Annotated in this window: 22 protein-coding genes; 10 read left to right on the forward strand and 12 right to left on the reverse strand. The window is 72.2% G+C overall.

All coding sequences use genetic code 11. The annotated features are described in order from the left end of the window. Position 1 precedes the first annotated feature (1 nt). Genes VFW71_15885 through VFW71_15895 form a run of 3 tightly spaced genes read right to left on the reverse strand, consistent with a single transcriptional unit; the run spans position 2 to position 3,313 of the window. Positions 2 to 1,171, reverse strand: a complete 1,170-nt coding sequence (locus VFW71_15885; GenBank protein ID HEU5004243.1) for an acyl-CoA dehydrogenase family protein — start codon at positions 1,169 to 1,171, stop codon at positions 2 to 4. A gap of 10 nt (positions 1,172 to 1,181) precedes the next feature. Next, complete coding sequence (locus VFW71_15890) at positions 1,182 to 2,132, reverse strand: DUF5996 family protein (protein HEU5004244.1); 951 nt, start codon at positions 2,130 to 2,132, stop codon at positions 1,182 to 1,184. Then, positions 2,129 to 3,313, reverse strand: coding sequence for an acetyl-CoA C-acetyltransferase (locus VFW71_15895; protein ID HEU5004245.1), 1,185 nt, complete (start codon positions 3,311 to 3,313; stop codon positions 2,129 to 2,131). Before VFW71_15895 ends, VFW71_15890 begins: the two co-directional genes overlap by 4 nt. A 77-nt stretch (positions 3,314 to 3,390) precedes the next feature. Between VFW71_15895 and VFW71_15900 the strand changes: the two genes are divergently transcribed. Together VFW71_15900 and mce are read left to right on the forward strand one after the other, a co-directional pair. Next, entirely contained in the window at positions 3,391 to 4,014 is a 624-nt protein-coding gene (locus tag VFW71_15900) for a DUF2461 domain-containing protein (GenBank protein HEU5004246.1), read from the forward strand. Beyond that, positions 4,014 to 4,415: a methylmalonyl-CoA epimerase gene (mce, locus tag VFW71_15905; protein HEU5004247.1), complete on the forward strand. Its 402-nt coding sequence runs from the start codon at positions 4,014 to 4,016 to the stop codon at positions 4,413 to 4,415. Before VFW71_15900 ends, mce begins: the two co-directional genes overlap by 1 nt. Positions 4,416 to 4,453: 38 nt before the next feature. On the opposite strand, the gene VFW71_15910 is transcribed toward mce, so the two are convergent. Together VFW71_15910 and VFW71_15915 are read right to left on the reverse strand one after the other, a co-directional pair. Further along, a complete protein-coding gene (locus VFW71_15910) occupies positions 4,454 to 4,813 on the reverse strand; it encodes an STAS domain-containing protein (GenBank protein HEU5004248.1) in 360 nt (119 codons plus the stop codon). A 2-nt stretch (positions 4,814 to 4,815) separates the two neighbouring features. Then, positions 4,816 to 6,417 (reverse strand): SpoIIE family protein phosphatase, encoded by a 1,602-nt coding sequence (locus tag VFW71_15915; protein ID HEU5004249.1) that lies wholly within the window; start codon positions 6,415 to 6,417, stop codon positions 4,816 to 4,818. A gap of 103 nt (positions 6,418 to 6,520) precedes the next feature. On the opposite strand from VFW71_15915, the gene VFW71_15920 reads away from it, so the two are divergent. From VFW71_15920 to VFW71_15945, 6 genes are all read left to right on the forward strand, one after another. Next, entirely contained in the window at positions 6,521 to 7,216 is a 696-nt protein-coding gene (locus VFW71_15920) for a nucleotidyltransferase family protein (GenBank protein ID HEU5004250.1), read from the forward strand. A gap of 16 nt (positions 7,217 to 7,232) precedes the next feature. Next, complete coding sequence (locus tag VFW71_15925) at positions 7,233 to 8,126, forward strand: hypothetical protein (GenBank protein HEU5004251.1); 894 nt, start codon at positions 7,233 to 7,235, stop codon at positions 8,124 to 8,126. A gap of 170 nt (positions 8,127 to 8,296) precedes the next feature. After that, the gene (locus tag VFW71_15930) at positions 8,297 to 9,796 is read left to right on the forward strand and encodes a carboxyl transferase domain-containing protein (protein ID HEU5004252.1); all 1,500 of its coding nucleotides are present in this window, start codon (positions 8,297 to 8,299) and stop codon (positions 9,794 to 9,796) included. A 4-nt stretch (positions 9,797 to 9,800) separates the two neighbouring features. Further along, positions 9,801 to 10,109, forward strand: a complete 309-nt coding sequence (locus tag VFW71_15935; protein HEU5004253.1) for a hypothetical protein — start codon at positions 9,801 to 9,803, stop codon at positions 10,107 to 10,109. An 88-nt stretch (positions 10,110 to 10,197) separates the two neighbouring features. Further along, a complete protein-coding gene (locus tag VFW71_15940; protein ID HEU5004254.1) occupies positions 10,198 to 11,877 on the forward strand; it encodes a LuxR C-terminal-related transcriptional regulator in 1,680 nt (559 codons plus the stop codon). Positions 11,878 to 11,969: 92 nt separating this feature from the next. Further along, positions 11,970 to 12,326, forward strand: coding sequence for a cupin domain-containing protein (locus tag VFW71_15945; GenBank protein HEU5004255.1), 357 nt, complete (start codon positions 11,970 to 11,972; stop codon positions 12,324 to 12,326). Positions 12,327 to 12,351: 25 nt separating this feature from the next. Here VFW71_15945 and VFW71_15950 read toward each other — a convergent pair whose 3' ends face one another. From VFW71_15950 to VFW71_15975, 6 genes are read right to left on the reverse strand one after another with little or no spacing between them, the layout of a single operon-like run. Beyond that, the gene (locus tag VFW71_15950) at positions 12,352 to 13,518 is read right to left on the reverse strand and encodes an acyl-CoA dehydrogenase family protein (protein HEU5004256.1); all 1,167 of its coding nucleotides are present in this window, start codon (positions 13,516 to 13,518) and stop codon (positions 12,352 to 12,354) included. A 3-nt stretch (positions 13,519 to 13,521) separates the two neighbouring features. Beyond that, positions 13,522 to 14,178 carry a hypothetical protein gene (locus VFW71_15955; protein ID HEU5004257.1) on the reverse strand — a complete coding sequence of 219 codons (657 nt, stop codon included), beginning with the start codon at positions 14,176 to 14,178 and terminating at the stop codon, positions 13,522 to 13,524. Next, positions 14,178 to 14,621: a Zn-ribbon domain-containing OB-fold protein gene (locus VFW71_15960; protein ID HEU5004258.1), complete on the reverse strand. Its 444-nt coding sequence runs from the start codon at positions 14,619 to 14,621 to the stop codon at positions 14,178 to 14,180. Before VFW71_15960 ends, VFW71_15955 begins: the two co-directional genes overlap by 1 nt. Continuing rightward, positions 14,618 to 15,130 (reverse strand): Zn-ribbon domain-containing OB-fold protein, encoded by a 513-nt coding sequence (locus VFW71_15965; protein HEU5004259.1) that lies wholly within the window; start codon positions 15,128 to 15,130, stop codon positions 14,618 to 14,620. The genes VFW71_15960 and VFW71_15965 overlap by 4 nt, the downstream gene beginning before the upstream one ends. Next, complete coding sequence (locus VFW71_15970) at positions 15,130 to 16,293, reverse strand: thiolase domain-containing protein (protein ID HEU5004260.1); 1,164 nt, start codon at positions 16,291 to 16,293, stop codon at positions 15,130 to 15,132. The genes VFW71_15965 and VFW71_15970 overlap by 1 nt, the downstream gene beginning before the upstream one ends. 4 nt (positions 16,294 to 16,297) lie before the next feature. Further along, positions 16,298 to 17,410: a hypothetical protein gene (locus VFW71_15975; GenBank protein HEU5004261.1), complete on the reverse strand. Its 1,113-nt coding sequence runs from the start codon at positions 17,408 to 17,410 to the stop codon at positions 16,298 to 16,300. 155 nt (positions 17,411 to 17,565) lie between these two features. Between VFW71_15975 and VFW71_15980 the strand changes: the two genes are divergently transcribed. Further along, on the forward strand, positions 17,566 to 17,994 hold the full coding sequence (locus tag VFW71_15980) for a pentapeptide repeat-containing protein (GenBank protein HEU5004262.1): 429 nt from the start codon (positions 17,566 to 17,568) through the stop codon (positions 17,992 to 17,994). Positions 17,995 to 18,041: 47 nt separating this feature from the next. Beyond that, positions 18,042 to 19,823, forward strand: coding sequence for an acetyl-CoA carboxylase biotin carboxylase subunit (locus tag VFW71_15985; GenBank protein ID HEU5004263.1), 1,782 nt, complete (start codon positions 18,042 to 18,044; stop codon positions 19,821 to 19,823). A gap of 1 nt (position 19,824) precedes the next feature. Here the strand turns inward: VFW71_15985 and VFW71_15990 are convergent, their stop codons facing one another. Continuing rightward, positions 19,825 to 20,466, reverse strand: a complete 642-nt coding sequence (locus tag VFW71_15990) for a helix-turn-helix domain-containing protein (GenBank protein ID HEU5004264.1) — start codon at positions 20,464 to 20,466, stop codon at positions 19,825 to 19,827. Positions 20,467 to 20,505 lie beyond the last annotated feature (39 nt).

Here is a 20,505-nt window from a genome sequence, read left to right on the forward strand (position 1 = left end):
CTCAGCCGTGCAGGAGCGAGCGGGCGATGACGACGCGCTGGATCTGGTTGGTGCCCTCGTAGATCTGCGTGATCTTGGCGTCTCTCATCATCCGCTCCACTGGGAAGTCCTTCGTGTAACCGTAGCCGCCCAGCAGCTGGACTGCGTCGGTGGTGACGCTCATGGCCGTGTCGGAGGCGAAGGTCTTGGCCATGGCGGCCGCCGGTCCGGTGGCCGGGTCCCGGTCCTCCACCATCGCCGCCGCCCGGTAGGTGAGCAGGCGGGCGGCCTCGGTGGCGATGGCCATGTCGGCCAGCATGAAGCGCACCCCCTGGAACTCGGCGATCGCCTTGCCGAACTGTTCCCGCTGGGCGACGTAGGTGGTCGCCTGGTCGAGGGCACCCTGGGCGATCCCGACCGCCTGGGCGGCGGCCGTGGGCCGGGAGTAGTCGAGGGTCCGGAGGGCGATGGTGAACCCCTCGTCCACCGTCCCGACGACGGCGTCGGCCGGGAGGGCGACCTGGTCGCAGATCACCTCCCGGGTGGGCGACCCATGGATCCCCATCTTCTTCTCCGAGCGGCCGAGGGAGAAGCCGTCGGCGTCGCCGTGGACCAGGAACGCCGTGATGTTGTGCCCCTTCGGCCCGCCGGGGTTGGTGACCGCGAAGTACACGTAGCGGTCCGAGACTCCGGCGTTGGTGATGAAGCCCTTGCGGCCGGTGAGGAGCCAGGTGCCGTCGGGCTGGCGCACCGCCCGGGAGGACATGGCGGCGGCGTCCGAGCCCGACCCGGCCTCGGTCAGGCAGTAGGAGTACTGGTGCGCACCGGACGCGATCCCCCGGACTGCCGCCCGCTGCTGCGCCTCGCTGCCCGCCAGCAGGATGGGGACGGCCCCGAGCCGGTTCACCAGCGGGATGACGCTGGCCCCGCCCGACACCCGGGCGATCTCCTCGACCATCAGGCAGACATCGAAGGGCCCCCCGCCCGCCCCGCCGAACTCCTCGGGGAAGCCCACCCCCATGAGTCCCTGCGTCACCAGGGCCCGGTGGACGTCAGCCGGGTACTCGTCGGCCTCGTCGATCGCCGCCGCCCGGGGGGCGATGGCGTCCTCGGCGAATGCCCGGACCATGGCTTTGAAGGCCTGCTGCTCCTCGGTGAGGCGGTAGGCGCCCGCGCTGGTCGTGTCGGCCACGTGCGGAATCTTAAGCCGGGTCGGCGCTGAGGTCGGCCTCGAGGGCGGCCCGGTCCCAGTTGCCCCGCACCGCAGCCGCCTCGTAGGTGCTCTGGAAGAAAGCGAGGAGCGCCGCGTCGGGGTCCCCGGCGGTGCGCACGGCGGTGTAGGGCAGGAGGAACTCGCCGGCGGCGGGGACGTACGCGGCCCCGGCCGGCTCGACCGGCCAGCCGGCGAAGCCGGGGGGCTCGGGGTAGGCGTAGGCGTAGAACGAACCCTCGCCCCCGCCGCCGGGCCAGTACCCGCAGCTGGACACCTCGTGGCTGTAGGCCTGCACCTGCACCCGGTCGGGGCAGTGCGGCACCCCGCCCGGGTGCCTGGGGGCCGGGCGCCCGGAGAAGCGGGTGACCGCCAGATCCGGGCCGCCCCAGAAGAAGTGGATCGGGCTCACCTTGCCGATGAAGCGCCCCCGGAAGCGCTCCATGACCCGGTGGGTGGCCACCAGCGCCAGCCAGAAACGCTGGGCCGCGCCCGGATCGTAGGCGTGGTGCTCGCTGTCCTCGGCGAAGGGGATGGCCCGCTCCACCTCGTTGGGGATCGGGACGATCCGCACCGGGACGCCGAGGTCGTCCAGGGCGGCCATGGTCTCGCTGTAGAAGCTGGCGACGCTGCGCGGTTCGAGGGCCAGCGTGCGGGTGGCGCCGAGGGTGGTGCGGATGTGCAGGACATGGTCGAGGAAGTCGAACTCGATCTCCAGCCCCCTGCCCCCAACGTTGCCCACGGGACCACCACTACCCCCGTGCATGAGGGAGGTCCCGAGGCCGCGGGCCGAGACGTACAGCGGCACCTGCCACCAATGGTTGACCATCGGCTCCAGCTGCAGGCGCACCTTGCCCACGATCTGGAACCACAGGTGCAAGGTGTCCCGGGTGTCCTCCCAGGGCGTGAGCTCGGGCCAGCTTCCGGTGGCCTCGGGGGTCATGAGCCGGCCCGGATCAGGAGGGCGTCGCCCTGGCCGCCGCCCCCGCACAGCGCGGCGGCGCCGATGCCGCCACCCCGGCGGCTCAGCTCGTAGGCCAGCGTCAACACCAGGCGGGCCCCGGAGGCGCCGATCGGGTGCCCGAGCGCGATGGCCCCGCCGTTGACGTTGACCCGCTCGGGGCCGACGCCCAGCTCTTTCGATGACCACAGCGCCACGGCGGCGAAGGCTTCGTTGATCTCGTAGAGGTCGAAGCCCCCGGGCTCCCGGCCGAGCTTGGCGGCCGCCGCCTGGATGGCGTGTGAGGGCTGGGAGACCAGTGAGGGGTCAGGGCCGGCGGCCATGCCGTGGGCGAGGATCGTCGCCAGGATCGGAAGCCCCTCGGCTTCGGCCCGGGCCCGGCTGGTCACCACCACGGCGGCCGCCCCGTCGGAGATCTGCGAGGCGTTCCCGGCGGTGATGGTGCCCTCCGGCACGAAGGCCGGGCCGAGGCGGGCCAGCGTCTCGGGCGTCGTGCCCGGGCGCACGCCCTCGTCGGTTTCCACCCGGCCGCCGGCACCCCGCCGCCCGGGGGCTTCCACCGCGACGATCTCCTCGCCGAGCCGGCCGCCCTTGACCGCGTCCACCGCCCGCTCCTGGGACTGGGCGGCCCACTCGTCCTGCTCCGCCCGGGTGATGCCCAGGGCGGCGTTGACCTGGTCGGTGGACTCGCCCATGTGACAGTGGTCGAAGGCGCACCACAGCCCGTCGTGGATCATCAGGTCCACCAGCTCGGCATTGCCCATGCGGGCACCCTGGCGGGCCTTGGGCATGGCGTAGGGGGCGTTGGTCATCGACTCCATCCCGCCGGCCACCACCATCTCGACCTCCCCGGCCCGGATCAGCTGGTCGGCCAGGGCGATGGCATTGAGGCCCGAAAGGCACACCTTGTTGATGGTGACGGCGGGCACGCCCATGCCGATGCCGCCCTTGACTGCCGCCTGGCGGGCGGTGATCTGCCCGGCGCCGCCCTGCAGGACATGGCCCATGATCACGTAATCGACCTGCTCGGGCGCCACGGTCGAGCGGCGCAGGGCCTCGGCGATGGCCGCCCCACCGAGGTCGGCGGCGCTGAGGCCGGAGAACGCCCCCAGGAACTTGCCGATGGGGGTGCGGGCCCCGGCGACGATGACGGACTCGGTCACAGTGGCACCTCCGGTCGTGTCTAGACTTGCTCACCTTAGAGAAAGTCATGCTACTCACGGTCTCGTAAGGGGGCGCCATGTTCGCAGGCTGGCCGGAGGAGGCTCTGGAGTTCTTCGAGGGCTTGGAGGCGGACAACTCGAAGAGCTACTGGCAGGCCCACAAGGCCACCTACGAGGAAGCGGTCCTCGCCCCGATGCAAGCGCTGCTGGCCGACCTGCACCCCGGCTGGGGCGATGGCCGCATCATGCGCCCGTACCGGGATATCCGCTTCAGCAAGGACAAGTCGCCCTACAAGACGTTCATCGCCGCCATGGTGGGGCCGGGCTACGTGTCGCTCAACTCCCGCACGTTCGGCTGCGGGTCGGGGATCTGGGAGGTCGGCCCGGAGATGCTGGAGCGCTACCGGGCGGCCGTGGATGCTCCGGCCTCCGGGGAGGCGCTGGTGTCGGTGGTGGCCGGCCTGCGCTCGGGGGGCCTGGACATCACGGCCCACGAGGCGCTGAAGTCGGCCCCCAAGGGCTACGCCAAAGACCATCCCCGCATCGAGTTCCTGCGGATGAAGGGCATCGCCGCCTGGCAGGAGTGGCCGGTGGGGGCCTGGCTGGGCACGCCTGAACCGGCGGCGCGGGTGGCGGGATTCCTGCGGGCGGCGGCGCCGCTCACCGGGTGGCTGCGGGAGCACGTCGGGACGCACGAGTAATGCTGCGCCGCATCGACCACGTAGCCTTTGCCGTCGCCGACTTGGACGCCGCCATCCACCTGTACGAGTCGGCGTGGGGCCTCACCCTGGCCCACCGGGAGGTGGTGGCCGACCAGGGCGTCGAGGAGGCGATGTTCGCCCTCGGGGACAGCTACGTGCAGCTGATCGCCCCGCTTTCGGGATCGTCGACGGTGGCCAAGTTCCTGGAGCGCCGGGGCGAAGGGCTGCACCACATCGCCTACGAGGTGGACGACCTGTCCGCCGAACTGGCGGCCGCTGTCGACCGGGGCCAGCGCCTGATCGACAAGGCCCCCCGGGAGGGGGGCCGGGGCACCCGGATCGCCTTCGTACACCCGGTCACCAACCACGGCGTCCTGGTGGAGCTGGTGGAGTACCAGTAGCCCGGCAGGGTGGTTCGGCACTGTTGCGTGCGGCGGCTTCAGGCCCCGGCGCGGGCGGCCCGGGCCTCGCTCAGAGTGCGGAAGGTCGAGATCATCCCGGGGATGCCGCCCACCACCAGCGAACTGCGCAGCACTGACCGTTCCGGTACCACCAGGGAGAAGAGCTGCTGGCGCTGGCGCAGGAGGCGGGACAGGCGCACCACCGTCCGGATGCCGGCGCTGTCCAGATAGGTCACCTGGCTCAGGTCCACTACCAGGCCCTCGTCGCTGTTCGCCACCCCGCCCAGGGCCTCCCGGCCCACGTCGTCGGCGTTCACCATGTCGATCTCGCCCGACCAGCGGGCAACCACCCAGCCCCCGTGGTCGCGGGTGAGGCGCTGGCTCGACTGGTCGCTCACGGCTACCCCCGCACCCGGGTGCGGAGCCGGACGGTGGTGCCGCCCTCGGTGGTCTCGATCTGGGCCTCGTCCATCAGGGCGGCCATCAGGGACCGGCCGAGGCCGCGGTGGCTGCCCCTCGGCCCCCGCCAGTGCCCGGTGTCGGTGACCGTGATCTCAACCTCCTGCGGGCGAGCGACGCCCAAGATCTCCACCGTACCCTGACCCGGCCCGTAGGCATGCTCGATGGCATTGGCAACCGCCTCGCCCACCGCCACCAGCACGTCGTGGCCCTGCTGGGCGCCCATGCCGGCCGTCGACAGCCACCGCCGGAGGGTGCGCCGCAGGCCGGCCAGCTCCGCCGGGTCGGCATCGATGGTGACGTGCAACGCCTCGCCGCGAGTTTTGATGCCGAAGCGGACGGTGAGGATGGCGAGGTCGTCGCCCAGGCCGGTCGCCGGGACCTCGACCCCGAACACCTGCTGGCGCAGACCCTCAAGGTTGGTCCACGGCGTCTCGGCCGCTCGGCGCAGGCCCTCGAGCCCCACGTCCAGGGACACCCCCCGGCGCTCGATGAGCCCATCGGTGTAGAGGATCAGCGTGCCGCCGGGATCGAGCTGCAGCGAGTGGGCGCTGTAGCGCTGGTACGGGAGCGCGCCGAGGAGTGGCTCGGGTGTGTGCTCTGCCAGCCTCGCCTGGCCCTGGGCATCGACGACCACGGGCGGCGGGTGCCCGGCGCTGGCGAAGCGGAAGATGCCGTCGGGTGTGAGCACCCCCACCACCAGCGTGGCCATCACACCCGGGTCGAACTGGAGCAGGACCTGGTTGGCGTGGTTCATCGTCTCGGCGGGGTCAGGGGCGACGAAAACCAGGGCCCGGATCACGTTCCGGAGCCGGGCCATGGTGATCGCCGCCGCGAGGCCCCGCCCGGCGATGTCCCCGACCACGATCCACAGGCGCTCGGCGGGGAGCACGAAGGTGTCGTACCAGTCGCCACCGACCATGCCGCCGTCAGCGGGACGGTAGAGGCCGGCAATCTCAATACCCGGGAGATCCGGCAGGCGATCGGGCTGCAGGCTGCGTTGGAGGGTCTGGGCGATCACGCTCTGCTCCTGTTGGCGCCGCGCCTGCACGGCCAGCCCCACCCGCCCGGCGGCGAGCTCCAGCAGTTCCTGGTCTGCCTCATTGAAGGCCCGCGGGTGCAGGCTGCCCACGTGCAGCACCCCGATGGTGCGGCCCTCAGCAAAGAGCGGCACGCCCAGCATCGAGCGGATCCCGCGGCGCAGGAGCAGGGGGTTGAGGACTTTGCCCTCGTTCACCTCGTTGAGGAACACCGGTTTTCCCGAGGCCGCGACCTTGCCGGCGAAACCGCCGCCCACCGGCAGGTGCACCCCCTGCTCGACCTCCTCCTCGAGGCCCTTGGCCGCCGTGGCCACCAACTCGTTGGTCGCCTCGTCGATGAGCAGCACGGCTGCGGTGTCCACTTCCAGCACCTCACGGATCCGGACAAGGAGCTCGTCGAGCAGCCCCTCGACGCTCAGCTGGGCCAGGGCCGCATCGGCAATGAGTTGCACCCGCCGGAGGCGTTCCTCTGCGATCGGGGAGGGATCTGAGGTGGCTCGCATGGCTGCCCATGGTATGCCCAGATTGGCCCGCTTCAGTCTGGGTCCGCCCCGGCCCGGCACGCGGGCGCACGGTAGCGCCCGCCGTACCGTAATCTGGCGTCCCATGCGACAAGCAGTGATCCTGGCGGGCGGCCAGGCAACCCGGCTCCGGCCGTATACCGACGACCGCCCCAAGGCCATGGTCGAGGTGGCCGGGGTCCCGGTGTGCGAGCACCAGATCGTCTGGCTGGCCTCCGCCGGCGTCGAGAACGTCGTCATGTCGGTGGGCTACCGCCACGAAGTCATCCAGGACCGCATCGGCGACGGCTCCCGCCTGGGCGTCCACGTGACCTACGCGGTCGAGGACACCCCCCTCGGCCGGGGCGGCGGCATGAAGCTGGCCGCCAAAAGGCTCCCCTACCGGGACGAGGGCTGGTTCGCCCTCAACGGCGACGTGCTGGCCAAGTTCCCGGTCCTCGACCTGTCCAGCCACCACCAGCGGATCTCGGCCCTCGCCACCATCGCCCTCGCCCCCTACCGCTCCAACTGGGGCCTGGCGACGCTCGACGGCGACTTCGTGCTCGGCTTCGTCCAGAGCCCGCACCTGCCCTACTGGATCAACGGCGGGATCTACTGCATGGAGCCCGAGGTCATCGACCTCCTGCCCGACAAGGGCGACCACGAGGACACCACCTTCCCCGAGCTGGCGCTCTCCGGCCGGCTGGGGGGCTACAAGATCGAGGGCTACTGGCGCGGCATCGACACCGTGAAGGACCTCAAGGAAGCCAACGTCGAGTACCCGCAGGAACTCGGCGAATAGCCCGGAGGTTCCTCCCGTGGGAGTCCCCGATCCCATCTCCCGGCGCCTGCGCAGCGCCACCATCACCGAGTACGCCTACCTGACCCCGGGCGGCGACCCGCTGTGCTGGCCGGTGACGCCGTTCTGGGACCCGGGGCGGGGCGTGCTGGGGATCTCGGTGGGCCTGGCGTACCCCAACAAGGCGCACTACGCCCGGCTGCATCCCAGGGTCTCGGCGCTCTTCTGCGCCCCCGCAACCGAGCCGCTGGTGCTGCACGGCGATGCGGTCGTGCTGGACGGCGACCTCCAGGCCAACACCGACCGGTACATCCGGGAGATGCGGGCGCGGTTCGTCTCCGCCCGGATGGCGCTGAACCCGGTCTGCCTGCCGATGCTCGACTTCTACCTGCCCCGCCTCTGGGTCGAGATCGCGCCGACCGAGATCGCCCGCGGGGCGGACCATGAGACCGTGGCCGACCCCGGGACGCGGCCCGACCACCCGCCGCTCAGCGCGGCCCACCGGGCGGCGCTGCACCGCTGGGCGCTGGCCTCGCCCACCGCCACCCTGGCGATGCCGGGTGCAGCCGGCTACCCGGTGATGGCCCGGGTTGCGGTGCGCCTGCGGGCCGACGGCGACCTGGAGCTGGGCCGCGCCCCCGGGGTGGGCCCGGCGGCGCTGACCTTCCATTCCGAGGGCCTGGGCGGCGTTCGCCTGGATGCCCTGATGGCCCGGGGCTGGGTGGGCCCCGACGGCCGGTTCACCGCCCGGCGGGTGGTGGGCTTCTTCGGCCGGGACCCGGCCAGCCGGCCCCCCTTCTTCTCGATCTTCCCGCTGTCGCAGCTCCCCTGGGCGGGGGTGCTGCGGGACTCGCTCACCCGGGAACTCTCGACCCGGGGCGAGCCCTTGCCCCGGCTGCGGGTTCCCCGCTGACCGGCAGTTCTGCGTCTGTCGCTCCGCATTCGGCTCCGCGCGCGAGCACTAGGATGGCGCCCATGGCCGACCCCGCCGCACCGACTCCCCGATCCGGCTCGAAACCCGCCCGCACGGCATCACGCGTCGACCTACGCATCGACGACGTCCGCGGCCGCAAGGCGGAGGCGATGCTGGGCGGCGGCGAGGAGGCCATCGGCCGCCAGCGGGAGCGGGGCAAGATGACCGCCCGGGAGCGGCTCGAGAAACTGCTGGACCCGGGGTCGTTCCACGAGACCGACATGCTGGCCCGGCACCGCGCCCACGGCTTCGGCATCGAGCGCCGGCGGCCCTACGGCGACGGCGTCGTCACCGGCTGGGGCACCATCGACGGCCGCAAGGTCTTTGCCTACGCCCAGGACTTCACCGTGTTCGGCGGCTCGTTGGGCGAGGTGCACTCAGAGAAGATCTGCAAGATCCTGGACCTGGCCCTGGAGACCGGGGCGCCGGTGATCGGGCTCAACGACGGTGGGGGCGCCCGGATCCAGGAGGGGGCGCCGTCGCTGGCCGGATACGCCTACATCTTCGACCGCAATGTGCGGGCGTCGGGCGTGATCCCGCAGATCTCGGTGATCCTCGGGCCATGCGCCGGCGGGGCGGTCTACTCGCCCGCCATCACCGACTTCGTGTTCATGTGCGAGGGGACGTCGCACATGTTCATCACCGGCCCCGACGTCATCCGGGCGGTGACCGGCGAGACCGTGACCCAGGAGGAGCTGGGCGGCGCCATGACCCACGCCTCCAAGTCCGGGGTGTGCCACTTCGTCGGCACCGACGAGGAGCACACGCTGAACCTGGTGCGGGCGCTGCTGTCCTTCCTGCCCTCCAACAACCTGGAGGACCCGCCCTACTACGGCCCGAGCGACGACCCGGACCGCCGGGAGGCCCGGCTGCGGGAGCTGCTTCCCGACGCCCCCAACAAGGCCTACGACATGGCCGAGCTGGTCAGCCTCGTGGTGGATGACGGTGAGTTCTTCCAGGTCCACGAGCACTGGGCGGGCAACATCCTCACCGGCTTCGCCCGGCTGAACGGCCACGTGGTGGGCATCGTAGGCAACCAGCCCAAGATCCTGGCCGGGACCCTCGACATCTCGTCCTCGGAGAAGGGCGCCCGCTTCGTGCGCTTCTGCGACGCCTTCAACATCCCGCTGGTCACCTTCGTGGACGTGCCCGGCTTCCTGCCCGGCACCAACCAGGAGTACGGCGGGATCATCCGCCACGGCGCCAAGCTGCTCTACGCCTTCACCGAGGCCACGGTGCCCCGGCTGACGGTGATCGTCCGGAAGGCGTACGGCGGCGCCTACCTGGTCATGAACTCCAAGCACATCCGCGCCGACATCTCCTACGCCTGGCCCACTGCCGAGATCGCGGTCATGGGGCCGGAGGGCGCGGTCAACATCATCTTCCGCCGGGAGCTGGAGCGGGCCGACGACCCCACCACCCGGCGCAACGAATTGATCGACGAATACACCGAGCGTTTCTCCAACCCGTTCATCGCCGCCGAGCGGGGCTTCGTGGACGACGTCATCGAGCCCGAGGAGACCCGGCCCCGGCTGATCGCCGCCCTGGAGATGCTGCTCACCAAACGGGAGACCCTGCCGCCCCGCAAGCACGGCAACATCCCGCTGTAGGGCTGTGGACGATCCGGTCGCCGGCTTCCCCGGCTTCGAGGTCTTCCGCATCCGGCCCATACCGTCGCCCGACGAGCAGCTGGCGATCCTGGAGGCCATCGAGGAGTACCTCGCCCGGCAGCGCCCGGCCAGGAGCCAGGTCGCCGGGGCGACGATGGATGCCTGGACCGTGGCGGGCCGCCTGGCTGCCCGGCGGGGAGGGCTCTTGGATGCCCGCACGGCGCTGGGCCAGGGATCGTGGGCGGCCAGCGCCAAGGTGGCATTCCAGGGGCGGCAGTACGTGGGCCGCTCGGGCCGGGGGGACCAGGCCTAACCGGGCTCGTCGCTGCCCTTCCCGGTCGGGCCGGCGACGGCGGCGGCCGGCCGAGCGCCCGCCGTCCATCGCGTCTTAATATTTGGCCATGGCCCTGCGGGGGGTGGTGGCCGACGCCAATGCCGCGCTTGATCGCGGGGAGTGGAAGGCCGCCAAGGCCGGCTTCGAGACCGCCCTCGGCGAGGAACAGACCCCCGAGGCCCTCGACGGGCTGGGTCAGGCCCTCTGGTGGCTCAACAACCTGCACGCCGGGATCGAGCTGCGGGAGCGGGCCTACGCCGGATACAAGGCGCTCGGCATGCGAGCTCCGGCCGGACGGGTGGCCACCTGGCTCGGCGGGGAGTACTTCACCGTCCACGGCAACCTCGCCGCCGCCGGGGGCTGGATCCAGCGGGCGGACACGCTCCTCGCCGACCTGGCGCCGTGCGCCGAGCAGGGGTGGCTGCTCGTCATGAAGGCGGCGATGTCGATGGATCCCGCCGCCGTCCAGGACCTGGCGGCCCAGGCGATGGCTCTGGGCCGGAGCCTGGAAGACGGCGACCTCGAGATCGTCGGGCTCAGCGCACTGGGCCTCGGCCTGGTGGGCGAAGGCCGGATCGCTGACGGGATGGCCCGGCTGGACGAGGCGATGGCGGCGGCCACCGGCGGTGAGCTAAGCAGCCTGTGGGCGGTCTCGGACGTCTACTGCAACACCCTGTTGGCCTGCGAGCGGGCGGGGGACTTCGAGCGAGCCGAGCAATGGTGTTCGGTGGTCATGGAGTTCGCCCGCCGGCGGGCATGCCAGCCGATGTTCCCCTTCTGCCACGTCACCTTCGGCTCCATCCTCACCGCCAGCGGGCGGTGGGGCGAAGCCGAGGTGGAGTTGGAGCTGGCCGTGCGGACCTTCGACACCGGCCACCGTGCCATGCGCGTCCTGGCACTGGCCCGCCTGGCGGAGCTGCGGGTCCGGCAGGGCCGGATCCCCGAGGCGGAGGAGCTCCTGAACGGCTACGAGGAGCACCCCCTCGCGGTGCGGGCCATCGCCCGGCTCAGCCTCGCCCTCGGGGACCCCGTCACCGCGGTCTCGGTGCTCCGGCGCCGCCTGGCCCAGGTCGGGCGCAACACCCTTCTGGCCTTCCCCCTGCTGACCCTGCTGACCGATGCGTTCCTGCAGCAGGGGGACATCGGGGAGGCCGCGAACGCCGCCGACCAGATGGCCCACCTGGAGAAGACCTCGGGTCAACAGTTGATGGGCGCCGAGGCCACCATGGCCCGGGCCAAAGTCGCCCTGGCCGCCGGCGAACCCTCCGCCGCCGATGGGTTCGACCGGGCAGTCGCCGCCTTCCTCTCGCTCGAGCTGCCGTGGGAGGCGGCACAGGCGCGCCTCGGGCTTGCTCGTGCTGCGGAGGCCTCCCAACCGGAGATGGCACGGGCGGAGGCCCGGCTGGCGCTGGCGGCGTTCGAGCGCCTCGGCGCGGCCCGGCTCGCCGACCAGGCGGCCCGGCTCCTGCGCGACCTGGGGGCGGGGACCGCCCCCGGCCCCCGGTCGGGGGGAGGGCTCACGAGCCGGGAGGCGGAGGTCCTGGAACTGGTGGGCCTCGGGCTCTCCAACGCCGAGATCGCCGAGCGGCTCTTCATCAGCCCCCGCACCGTCGAGCACCATGTCGGCTCCATGCTGGGCAAGCTCACCTTGAAGACCCGCCCCCAGTTGGTGGCCCATGCCCTCCGGCGGCCGCCCCCGGCCGTGCCGCCCACGGCCGTGCCGCTCCCGGGGTCCGGGCAGAAATAGGGGCACGCCCCGATGTTTGCGGGGTGGCCGGGTTCGTACCATCACCAGCGGAAGGCACCGACGGGGTGCTGATGGTTCAGGAGGTGGGGGCAATGGCGGGAGTGGAGAGCAAGCAGATCGAGTCCGGGGTGCGGCGCAGCTTCGATCGCGGCCACGTGGACGTGGTGCAGCTCGCCGGCGCCTCGGTCGGCCGGGTGACGCTGGAGCCGGGCTGGAAGTGGTCGGAGTGCGTCAAGCCGCTCGCCAAGACCGAGTTGTGCCAGGCGGCGCACGTCGGCTACGTGGTGGCGGGAACCCTGGCCGGGGTGATGGGCGACGGCACGACCTTCCGCCTGAACGCCGGCGATTCCTACACCATTGCCCCGGGCCATGACGCCTGGGTGGAGGGCGACGACCTGTACGTCGCAGTGGAGTTCGAGAGCTTGAAGGACTACGCCAAGGAGGCGTAGGTCCGAGCCTGCCCCGCGCCCGTCCCTACGACTCCGGGAGGGCGTGGGGCAGGCCCAGCTCCCGGGCGATCAGCATCCGCTGCACCTCCGAGGTGCCCTCGCCGATCTCCAGGATCTTGGCGTCCCGGAAGTGGCGGGCCACCGGGAACTCCTCGATGAAGCCGTAGCCGCCGTGGATCTGCACCGCCTCCCGGGCAGAGTCCATGGCCACCTCGGAGGCGAACAGCTTCGCCATCGACGCCTCGAGCTTGAAGCGGCGGCCCTGCGAGCGCAGCCAGGCGGCCTTGTAGACCTGGTCCCGGGCCGCGGCGATGCGGGTCGCCATGTCGGCCAGCTTGAACTGCACCGCCTGGTAGGCCCCGATCTCCTGCCCGAAGGCGGTGCGCTGCCGGGCGTAGCGCACACTCTCGTCCAGGCAGCCCTGGGCCAGGCCGACGGCGAGGGAGGCGATCGCCACCCGGCCACTGTCGAGGATCTGCAGGAACTGGCGGTACCCGGCCCCCTTCGGGCCGACGAGGTTCCCCAGGGGGACCCGGCACCCGTCGAAGGCCAGCTCACGGGTGTCGGACGCCCGCCAGCCCAGCTTGCGGTACTCCCGCCCGACCGTGAAGCCGGGCGTGCCGTGCTCGACGCAGAGGGTGCTGATCTCCTTGCCCCGCTCGGTGCGCCCGGTGGCGGCGGCGACGGTCACCACCCGGGACAGGGGCGTCCCGGCGTTGGTGATGAAGGCTTTCGAGCCGTCGATCACCCACTCCTCGCCCTCCCGGCGGGCGGTGGTGCGCAAGGCCCCGACGTCCGAGCCCCCCGACGCCTCCGTGAGCCCGAAGGCGCCCAGGACCTCGCCGGCGGCCATCGGGGGCAGCCAGCGCTGGCGCTGCTCCTCATTGCCGAACAGGGCGAACGGCATGGCACCGAGACCGACCCCGGCCGACAGCGTGATCGCCACCGAGGAGTCCACCCGGGCCAGCTCCTCGATGGCAACACACAGGGTGATGAACTCGGCCCCCGCCCCGCCGTAGGCCTCGGGCAGCACGAGCCCGAAGAGGCCGAGCGAGCCCATCTGGCGCACGATCTCGAGCGGGAACTCGCCCCGTGCGTCGTAGCCGGCCGCCGCCGGCGCGACCACCTCGGCGGCAAAGGTGCGCACCAGTCCCCGCAGCTCGGCCGCCTCCTCGGGCAGGTCGAAGTCCACGGATCAGGGGGCCCTGGGGGCCTGGCCAGCCAGCGACAGCACGCCGGGTGGTGGGTTGGCCAGCGTGCAGGACAGCGTGAGGTGGCCGGGGGTCAGCGTGATGGCCGGCGTGCAGGTGGCAAAGGGGGCCTTCGAGAAGGTGAGCGAGGCGCTGAGGCCCGGCACCCCGCTCCCCACCACCATGAACGACAGGGTGCCCGGGGACTGGAGGGCGAAGCGCCCGGTCACCGATGTCACCGGGTTGTGCAGTGTGACGGTGCCCACCCCGAACGTGAACGAAAGGCCGGGCCGGAGCACGCTCGAGGCCTCGACGTCGGTGATGGTCGCCACGATCGTCAGGTGCTCGACCCGGGAGACATGCACGCGGCTTCCTACCAGCGAGCCGAGGCGCAGGTGGACGCTGTTGGCGGTGACGGTCACCGAGTCGGCGGTGATGACGCCGAGCGCCACGGTGCGGGCCGTCACCTTCACCGAGTCGATCGTCTGCCCGAGCACCAGGCGGGGGAGCAGCGGGAAGCTGACGCTGGTCTGGACGCCGATGGCCGTCGGGTCGGCCGCCTTCACCCGGGCGGTCAGGTCGCTCTGGATGAGCACCCGGGATGCCCCCTCGCCCACCACGAGGAGCAGGACCACGACGATGACGATCGTCCGGATCCGCATCACGGCGCACCCGCCGGCCGGAAGTAGGCGACGTCGGTGATCCCGCCCTTGCGGTCGGCCGGGTCAGCCAGCACCGCCTCGACCGCCGACCCGATGGCCCAGGGGTGGCCGGCGGGGGCCAGCCGGTGGACGAGGACCGTGTCGGCGCCATCGAGGCGGACGAGGCCCACCGCCTCGGGTGCCCCGAGCTCAGATCCGTCGAGAGCGCGGCGCACCAGGGTGAACGACTCCAGCCGGCCCCCAGGTCCCACCTCCACCTCCTCGTCAGTTGCCGCAAAGCAGCGGGGGCAGAAGGCCGCCGGCGGGCAGGCCACGATGCCGCACGCCGGGCAGTGGGTCGCCAAGAAGATCCCCCGCTCCCACAATGCCCGGAAGAAGCGCTCCCCGGCAAGCCCGGCGGTGTAGCGGTGGGCGATGGGCAGGTGCCCGGGGACGAGCGTCATCGGGCACCGGCTGCAGGAACCGTGCCGAGGGGAGCCCAGTGGACGATGTCGAGCACCGAGCCCTGCCGCTCCGCCCGGGGGCGCCATACAGCGGCGACCGGCATCCCGAGCCGGGCCTCCCCGGCGGCGATGCCTCCCAGCCGGTGCAGGAGCGCCGCCCCGGGGGCCAGCTCGATGACCGCCGGCAGCTCGGGCTCGGTAAGCGGCCGGAGGTCCCAGGCAACGGAGCACACCGAGAACGAGCGGACCGTCCCGGTGGCGGGGAGCTCGACGAAGGCATCCACCGGCCGGAAGCACTCTTCGCAGAACATGCGGGGGGGCAGGAGCACCCGGCCGCACCCCCGGCAGGCGGTGCCCATGATGCGGCCCTGGCGCAGGCCGTGGAGGAACTCGCCGATGGCCATCCCGGCATCCCAGGCGTACTCCGCCCGGATGTGGTGCTCGACGGCGACAACACCGCCGGCCAGCTGGGCGGCCGACAGGGCGGTGAGCGGGACCGGGGGGCGCATCAGACCCCCAGCACGATCACGGAGGCGACCTGCATGAGATCGCCCCACCCCTGGGCCAGGCCGCGCTCCGGCGTGCCCGGGACCTGGCGGGCGCCCGCCTCGCCCCGCAGCTGCCAGTACAGCTCGGCCACCTTCATCAGCCCGGCGGCCGCGATGGGGTTGCCCACCCCCATGAGGCCCCCGGAGGGGCAGGAGGGGAGGTCGCCGTCTCGGTCCAGCACCCCGTCCCGGGCGGCCTCGGGGGCCTGCCCGGGCTCGAAGAGCAGCAGGCCCTCCAGGTGGTGCAGCTCCTTGTAGTCGAAGGGGTCGTGGGGCTCCACCAGATGGATCTGGCGGCGGGGCTCGGTGATTCCGGCCATCCCGTAGGCCATGCGGGCGGCCCGCTCCACGTAGCCCGGGTAGGAGAGGTCCCGCTGCGTCCAGTAGGCGGAGTCCAGCTGCCACCCGGTGCCCTCCACCCAGACCGGGCGGTCGCACAGCCGGCGGGCCTCACCCTCGGCCGCCATGACCACGGCCACCGCCCCGTCGGTCACCGGCGACACGTCCAGGCGCTGCACCGGCCAGGCCAGGACCTCGGAGCCCAGGACGTCCTCGATGGTGATGGACTTCTGGCCCAGCTGGGCGGCCGGGTGGTCGGCGGCGTTGCGCTTGTTCTTCACCGCCACCCGGGCGATGTCGGCCTTCTCCAGCCCCCAGCGCTCCATGTAGGCCTGCATCTCGAGGGCGAAGATCCACAGCAGGTTGGGCCCCAGCGGGCGCTCGACGAGGTTGTCGAACATGGTGAGGAACACGCCCTGGGCGTTGGGGATGGTGGGCGACATCTTCTCTTCGGCCACCACCAGCACCCGGTCGAACATGCCGCTGGCCACGTGGTACCAGCCCTGGATGGCGCACATCACGCCCGTGCCCCCGCCCACGCAGCACCGGATCACCGGCTTGTTCCAGCCCCCGGCCCCGTCGGCCACGTACTCGCCCTTCATGTGCACGCCGTCGAAGGCGTCCAGGCCGCCCCCGATGCACACGGCGTCGATGTCGGCCAGGGTGAGCCCGGCGTCGTCCAGGGCGGCGGAGGCGGCCTTCCAGGCCAGCTCCTTGCCGGTCTCCAACGCCCGGCGGACGAAGCACGTCATGCCCGCACCGATGATGCCGACCCGCTCCCCCATGCCGCTAGTCCACCCGGAGGAGCGCGGCGGCCCCGCTGTCGGTCGGCACCCCCCGCCAGGACTGCACCAGGCCCACCCGGGCGCCGGGCACCTGGCAGCCGCCCGCCTCGCCCCGGAGCTGGGCGACGATCTCGGCCACCCGGGCAAGCCCGTTGGCCTCGAAGGCATTGCCCCGGCCGAGGGTGCCGCCTGAGGGGTTGATGGGGGTCGTGGCAGGCAGGTCCAGGGCCCGGGCGTGCTGCAGTTGTTTGTAGCTGAAGGTGTCGTCGATCTCGGCCACATCGACATCGGCCGGGCTGGAGCCGGCCTGGCGGTATGCCCGCTCGGCGGCGCGGCGCACGCAACCGGCCTCGCGGTGGTCACCGCCGCCGCCCCACGTGCGCTGCGACAGCGACGGGGAGCCCGTGGCCCAGCCGATCCCGGCCACCCAGACCGGCCGGGCGGTGAGGCGGCGGGCGGGCTCCTCAGCCGCCAGGACGGCGACCACTGCCCCGTCGGCGGGGGCGGCGACGTCCAGCTCCCGCACCGGATCGGCCACCATCGGCGATGACGCCACCTCGCCGGGTGTCAGCTTCCGGCCGTAGGCCGCCCGCGGATTGTCCAGGGCGCGGGTCCGGTTGGTGGCCGCCACCTCGGCACAGGCCTCGGGGGTCGCCCCGGAGTCGGCCAGGAACCGGCGCATCTCCAGGCCGGCGACGAACCAGGGATGGAGACCGAGAGGGCGCTCGTAGATGGGGTCCAGGGCGAAGGCGATGATGTCGGCCAACGACCGGATGTCGGAGGCCTTGGCGTGGGCTTCGACTGCCACCACCCGGGCGGCGCCCGACCGGATGAGCATGACGCCGGTGGCCAGGGCGACCAGGCCGTCGGCGGCCACCGTGTGCACGGGGCGGAGGGCGCCGCCGATCTGGTCGGGCACGTAGCAATCGAAGATGGCGGTGCCCTCGAGGAAATCCTCCGAGGCGCAGACGAAGGAATCGACGCCGGTCCGGGGGTCGAGCCCGGCGGCCTGGTAGGCCAGCGTGGCGGCCTCGAAGGTCAGCTCCTTGTAGGAGATGCCCGGGCTGAGCGGGGAGAACCCCACGTGGCCGACCGCCACGATCCCGACACGCTCCACGAGGCCCGATCCTACCGTCATCCCGGCAGCCGCCGGTCCCATCGGCCGGCCGCGGGCACTCTCGGGAGCTGGAGGCGTCCAGTAGGATCCCCCCGAACTCGTCGGGTGCCAACCTCGGGAAAGCATTGGCACATTCGGAGGAGAGGAGAACAGCGGTGGGCGACCTCAGCGGCCAGGACCTCCGGGGCGAGAACCTGCGGGGGCGGGTCCTTCGGGAGACCGATCTGAGCGGGTCCAATCTCAGCGGCCAGTCGTTGAACGACCTCGACCTGTCGGGGGCCAACCTGTCGGGGGCCGACCTCTCCGGGGCGGTGCTCTCCCGGGTGGACCTGTCGGGCGCGAACCTGTCGGGCGCCGATCTGAGCGAGGCCGACCTCAGCGGGGCCGACCTGACCGGCGTGGACCTCACCGGCGCCAACCTGCGCGACGCCAACCTGTCCCGTGCCGACCTGAACGGGGCCACCCTCGCCGACGCCGACCTCACCATGACCGACTTTTCCGGCTCGGACCTCGGCGGGGCGGAGGGGCTCACCGACGACCAGCTGGCCGCAGCCAACGTCGACAGCAACACCCGCTTGCCGTAGCGCGCAGCCGGACCGTGCCCCCCGCCGACAGCGCCGCCATCACGCCCATCGGGAGGCTGCTGGTGGCCAACCGCGGGGAGATCGCGGTGCGGATCTTCCGGGCATGCCGGGAGCTGGGCATCGCCTCGGCGGCCATCTACTCCGAGATCGACCGGGACGCCTTCCACCTCGGCTTCGCCGACGAGTCCTATTTCGTGGGCGACACTCCCCCGGCGGACAGCTACCTCAACATCGAGCACATCCTGGACGCCGCCGCCCGGGCGGGGGCCGACGCCATCCACCCGGGGTACGGGTTCCTGGCGGAGAACCCCACCTTCGCCCAGGCCGTGATCGATGCCGGGTTCATCTGGGTCGGCCCGCCCCCCGCCGCAGTGGCGGCGATGGGCGACAAGGTCGCCGCCCGGCGGGTGGCGCAGGCCGCCGGCGTCCCCACCGTGCCGGGCACGATGGACCCCGCCGCCGGGCCCGAGGACATCGTCGCCTTCGGCGCCGAACACGGCTGGCCGGTGGCGGTCAAGGCGATCCACGGCGGCGGGGGGCGGGGGTTCCGCGTGGTGCGCGCCCCGGCCGACGCCGAGCAGGCTTTCCACAGCGCCGCCCGGGAGGCGGGCCTGGCGTTCGGCAACCGGGACGTGTACCTGGAGCGCTACCTGGACCAGCCCCGCCACATCGAGATCCAGGTGCTGGGCGACGCCCACGGCACGATCGTGCACCTCGGCGAGCGGGAGTGCTCCTTGCAGCGCCGGCACCAGAAGCTGGTGGAGGAGTGCCCGTCACCGGTGGTCGAACCCGCCACCCGGCAGGCGATGGGCGCCGCCGCGGTCCAGCTGTGCCATACCGCCGGCTACTACTCGGCGGGCACCGCCGAGTTCCTGCTGGAGCAGACGGCCTCGGGACCCCGGTTCTATTTCCTGGAATTGAACACCCGCCTGCAGGTCGAGCACCCGGTGACCGAGATCGTGACCGGCGTCGACCTGGTGAAGGAGATGATCTGGGTGGCCGAGGGCCGCCCCCTGTCCTTCGGCCAGGACGACATCACGATGCGGGGCCACGCCATCGAGTGCCGGATCAACGTCGAGGACCCGGCCCGCAACTTCATGCCATCGCCCGGGCTGATCACCGAGTACCGGGAGCCCGGGGGGCCGGGCGTCCGGGTGGACGCCGGAGCAACGGCCGGGACCCGCATCCCGGAGTCCTACGACTCGCTGGTGGCCAAGCTGATCTGTTACGGGGCCACCCGGCGGGAGGCGATCGAGCGGATGCGCCGGGCGGTGGACGAGTACCGCCTGGAGGGGGTCGCCTCCACCCTGCCCTTCCACCGCCTGGCCGCCCGGGCCGACTGGTTCGAGCGGGCAGCGTTCTCGACCTCGTTCGTGGAGACCCTGGACCTCTCGGGCCTGCCGGCCGGGCCCGCCGGGCAGCCGGGCGACGCCCGGGCCCGGGACGTGACCGTCGAACTGTCCGGGAAGCGCTTCGAGGTCCGTCTGTGGGAGCGCCCGGGCGCCCACCGGGACAAGCCGCACCTGCCCGGCCCGGGCACCAAGGGCGGCCACGGCGGGGTGGGCGAGACCATCAACGCTCCCATGCAGGGCCTGATCCTGCGGGTGATGGTCGAGGAAGGCCAGGCGGTCTCGGCGGGCGACCCGCTGGTGGTCCTGGAGGCGATGAAGATGGAGAACGTGATCGTGGCCCACCGGGACGGTGTGGTGAAATCGCTGACGGTGGTGGTGGGGCAGTCGATCTCGCTGGGCGCCCCGATGGCCGAGATCGGCCCCGTCCCGGAGGGGGCTTCAGAGGGGGGTTCAGGGGCGGCCTCGCCGCCGGAGTAGCTCAGCCGAGCAGCCCCCCGATCATCGCGCGGGCCAGGTAGTCCCGGTACTCATCGGCGCTCCAGTTCCGCTCGATGACCAGCAGCTCGTAGACCTCGGTGGAGTTGATCGTCCAGAGCAGGTCCCGCGCCCGCTCGACCGTGAGCCCCCGCCGCAGATGTCCTCCCTCGTCGAGGTGGCGGGCCAGCCCGGTGAGGCCATGCAACTGGTCGGTGCGCCAGCTCGCCAGGAGCGCGGCAATGTCCGGCTCCGATGCCGCCGCCGCCCGGGCTAGGAGGTAGATGGGAGCCGCCCGGGGCATCGACTCGGCCATGTGACCGGCGAACACCTCGAGTTTGGACCGGGGATCGGGATCCGCCCGCATGCGCTGCGCAAAATCCCGCTCCGCCATGGGGACGGGCTCGTCGTCACCCGCCACCGAGCGGTCGAACACCGCCTTGAGCAGCCCGGGCTTGCGGAGGAAGTTCTTGTAGACGGTCTCGACCGAGACGCCGGCCTCGCCGGCGATCGCCGCCACGGTCGTCGCGGCATACCCGTCCGCCAGGAACCGGCGGCGTGCGGTCTCGAGGATGCGGCGCCGCTGCTCGGCCGCATTCGCCTGCCGGCGCCCGGAATCGTAGCGCCGCCGCTCGCCCTCTTGCATTGTTTGTTACAACTCCTTATATTGAATACATGCTGTTGT

The organism is Actinomycetota bacterium, from assembly GCA_035765775.1.
Taxonomy (GTDB): domain Bacteria; phylum Actinomycetota; class CADDZG01; order JAHWKV01; family JAOPZY01; genus DASTWV01.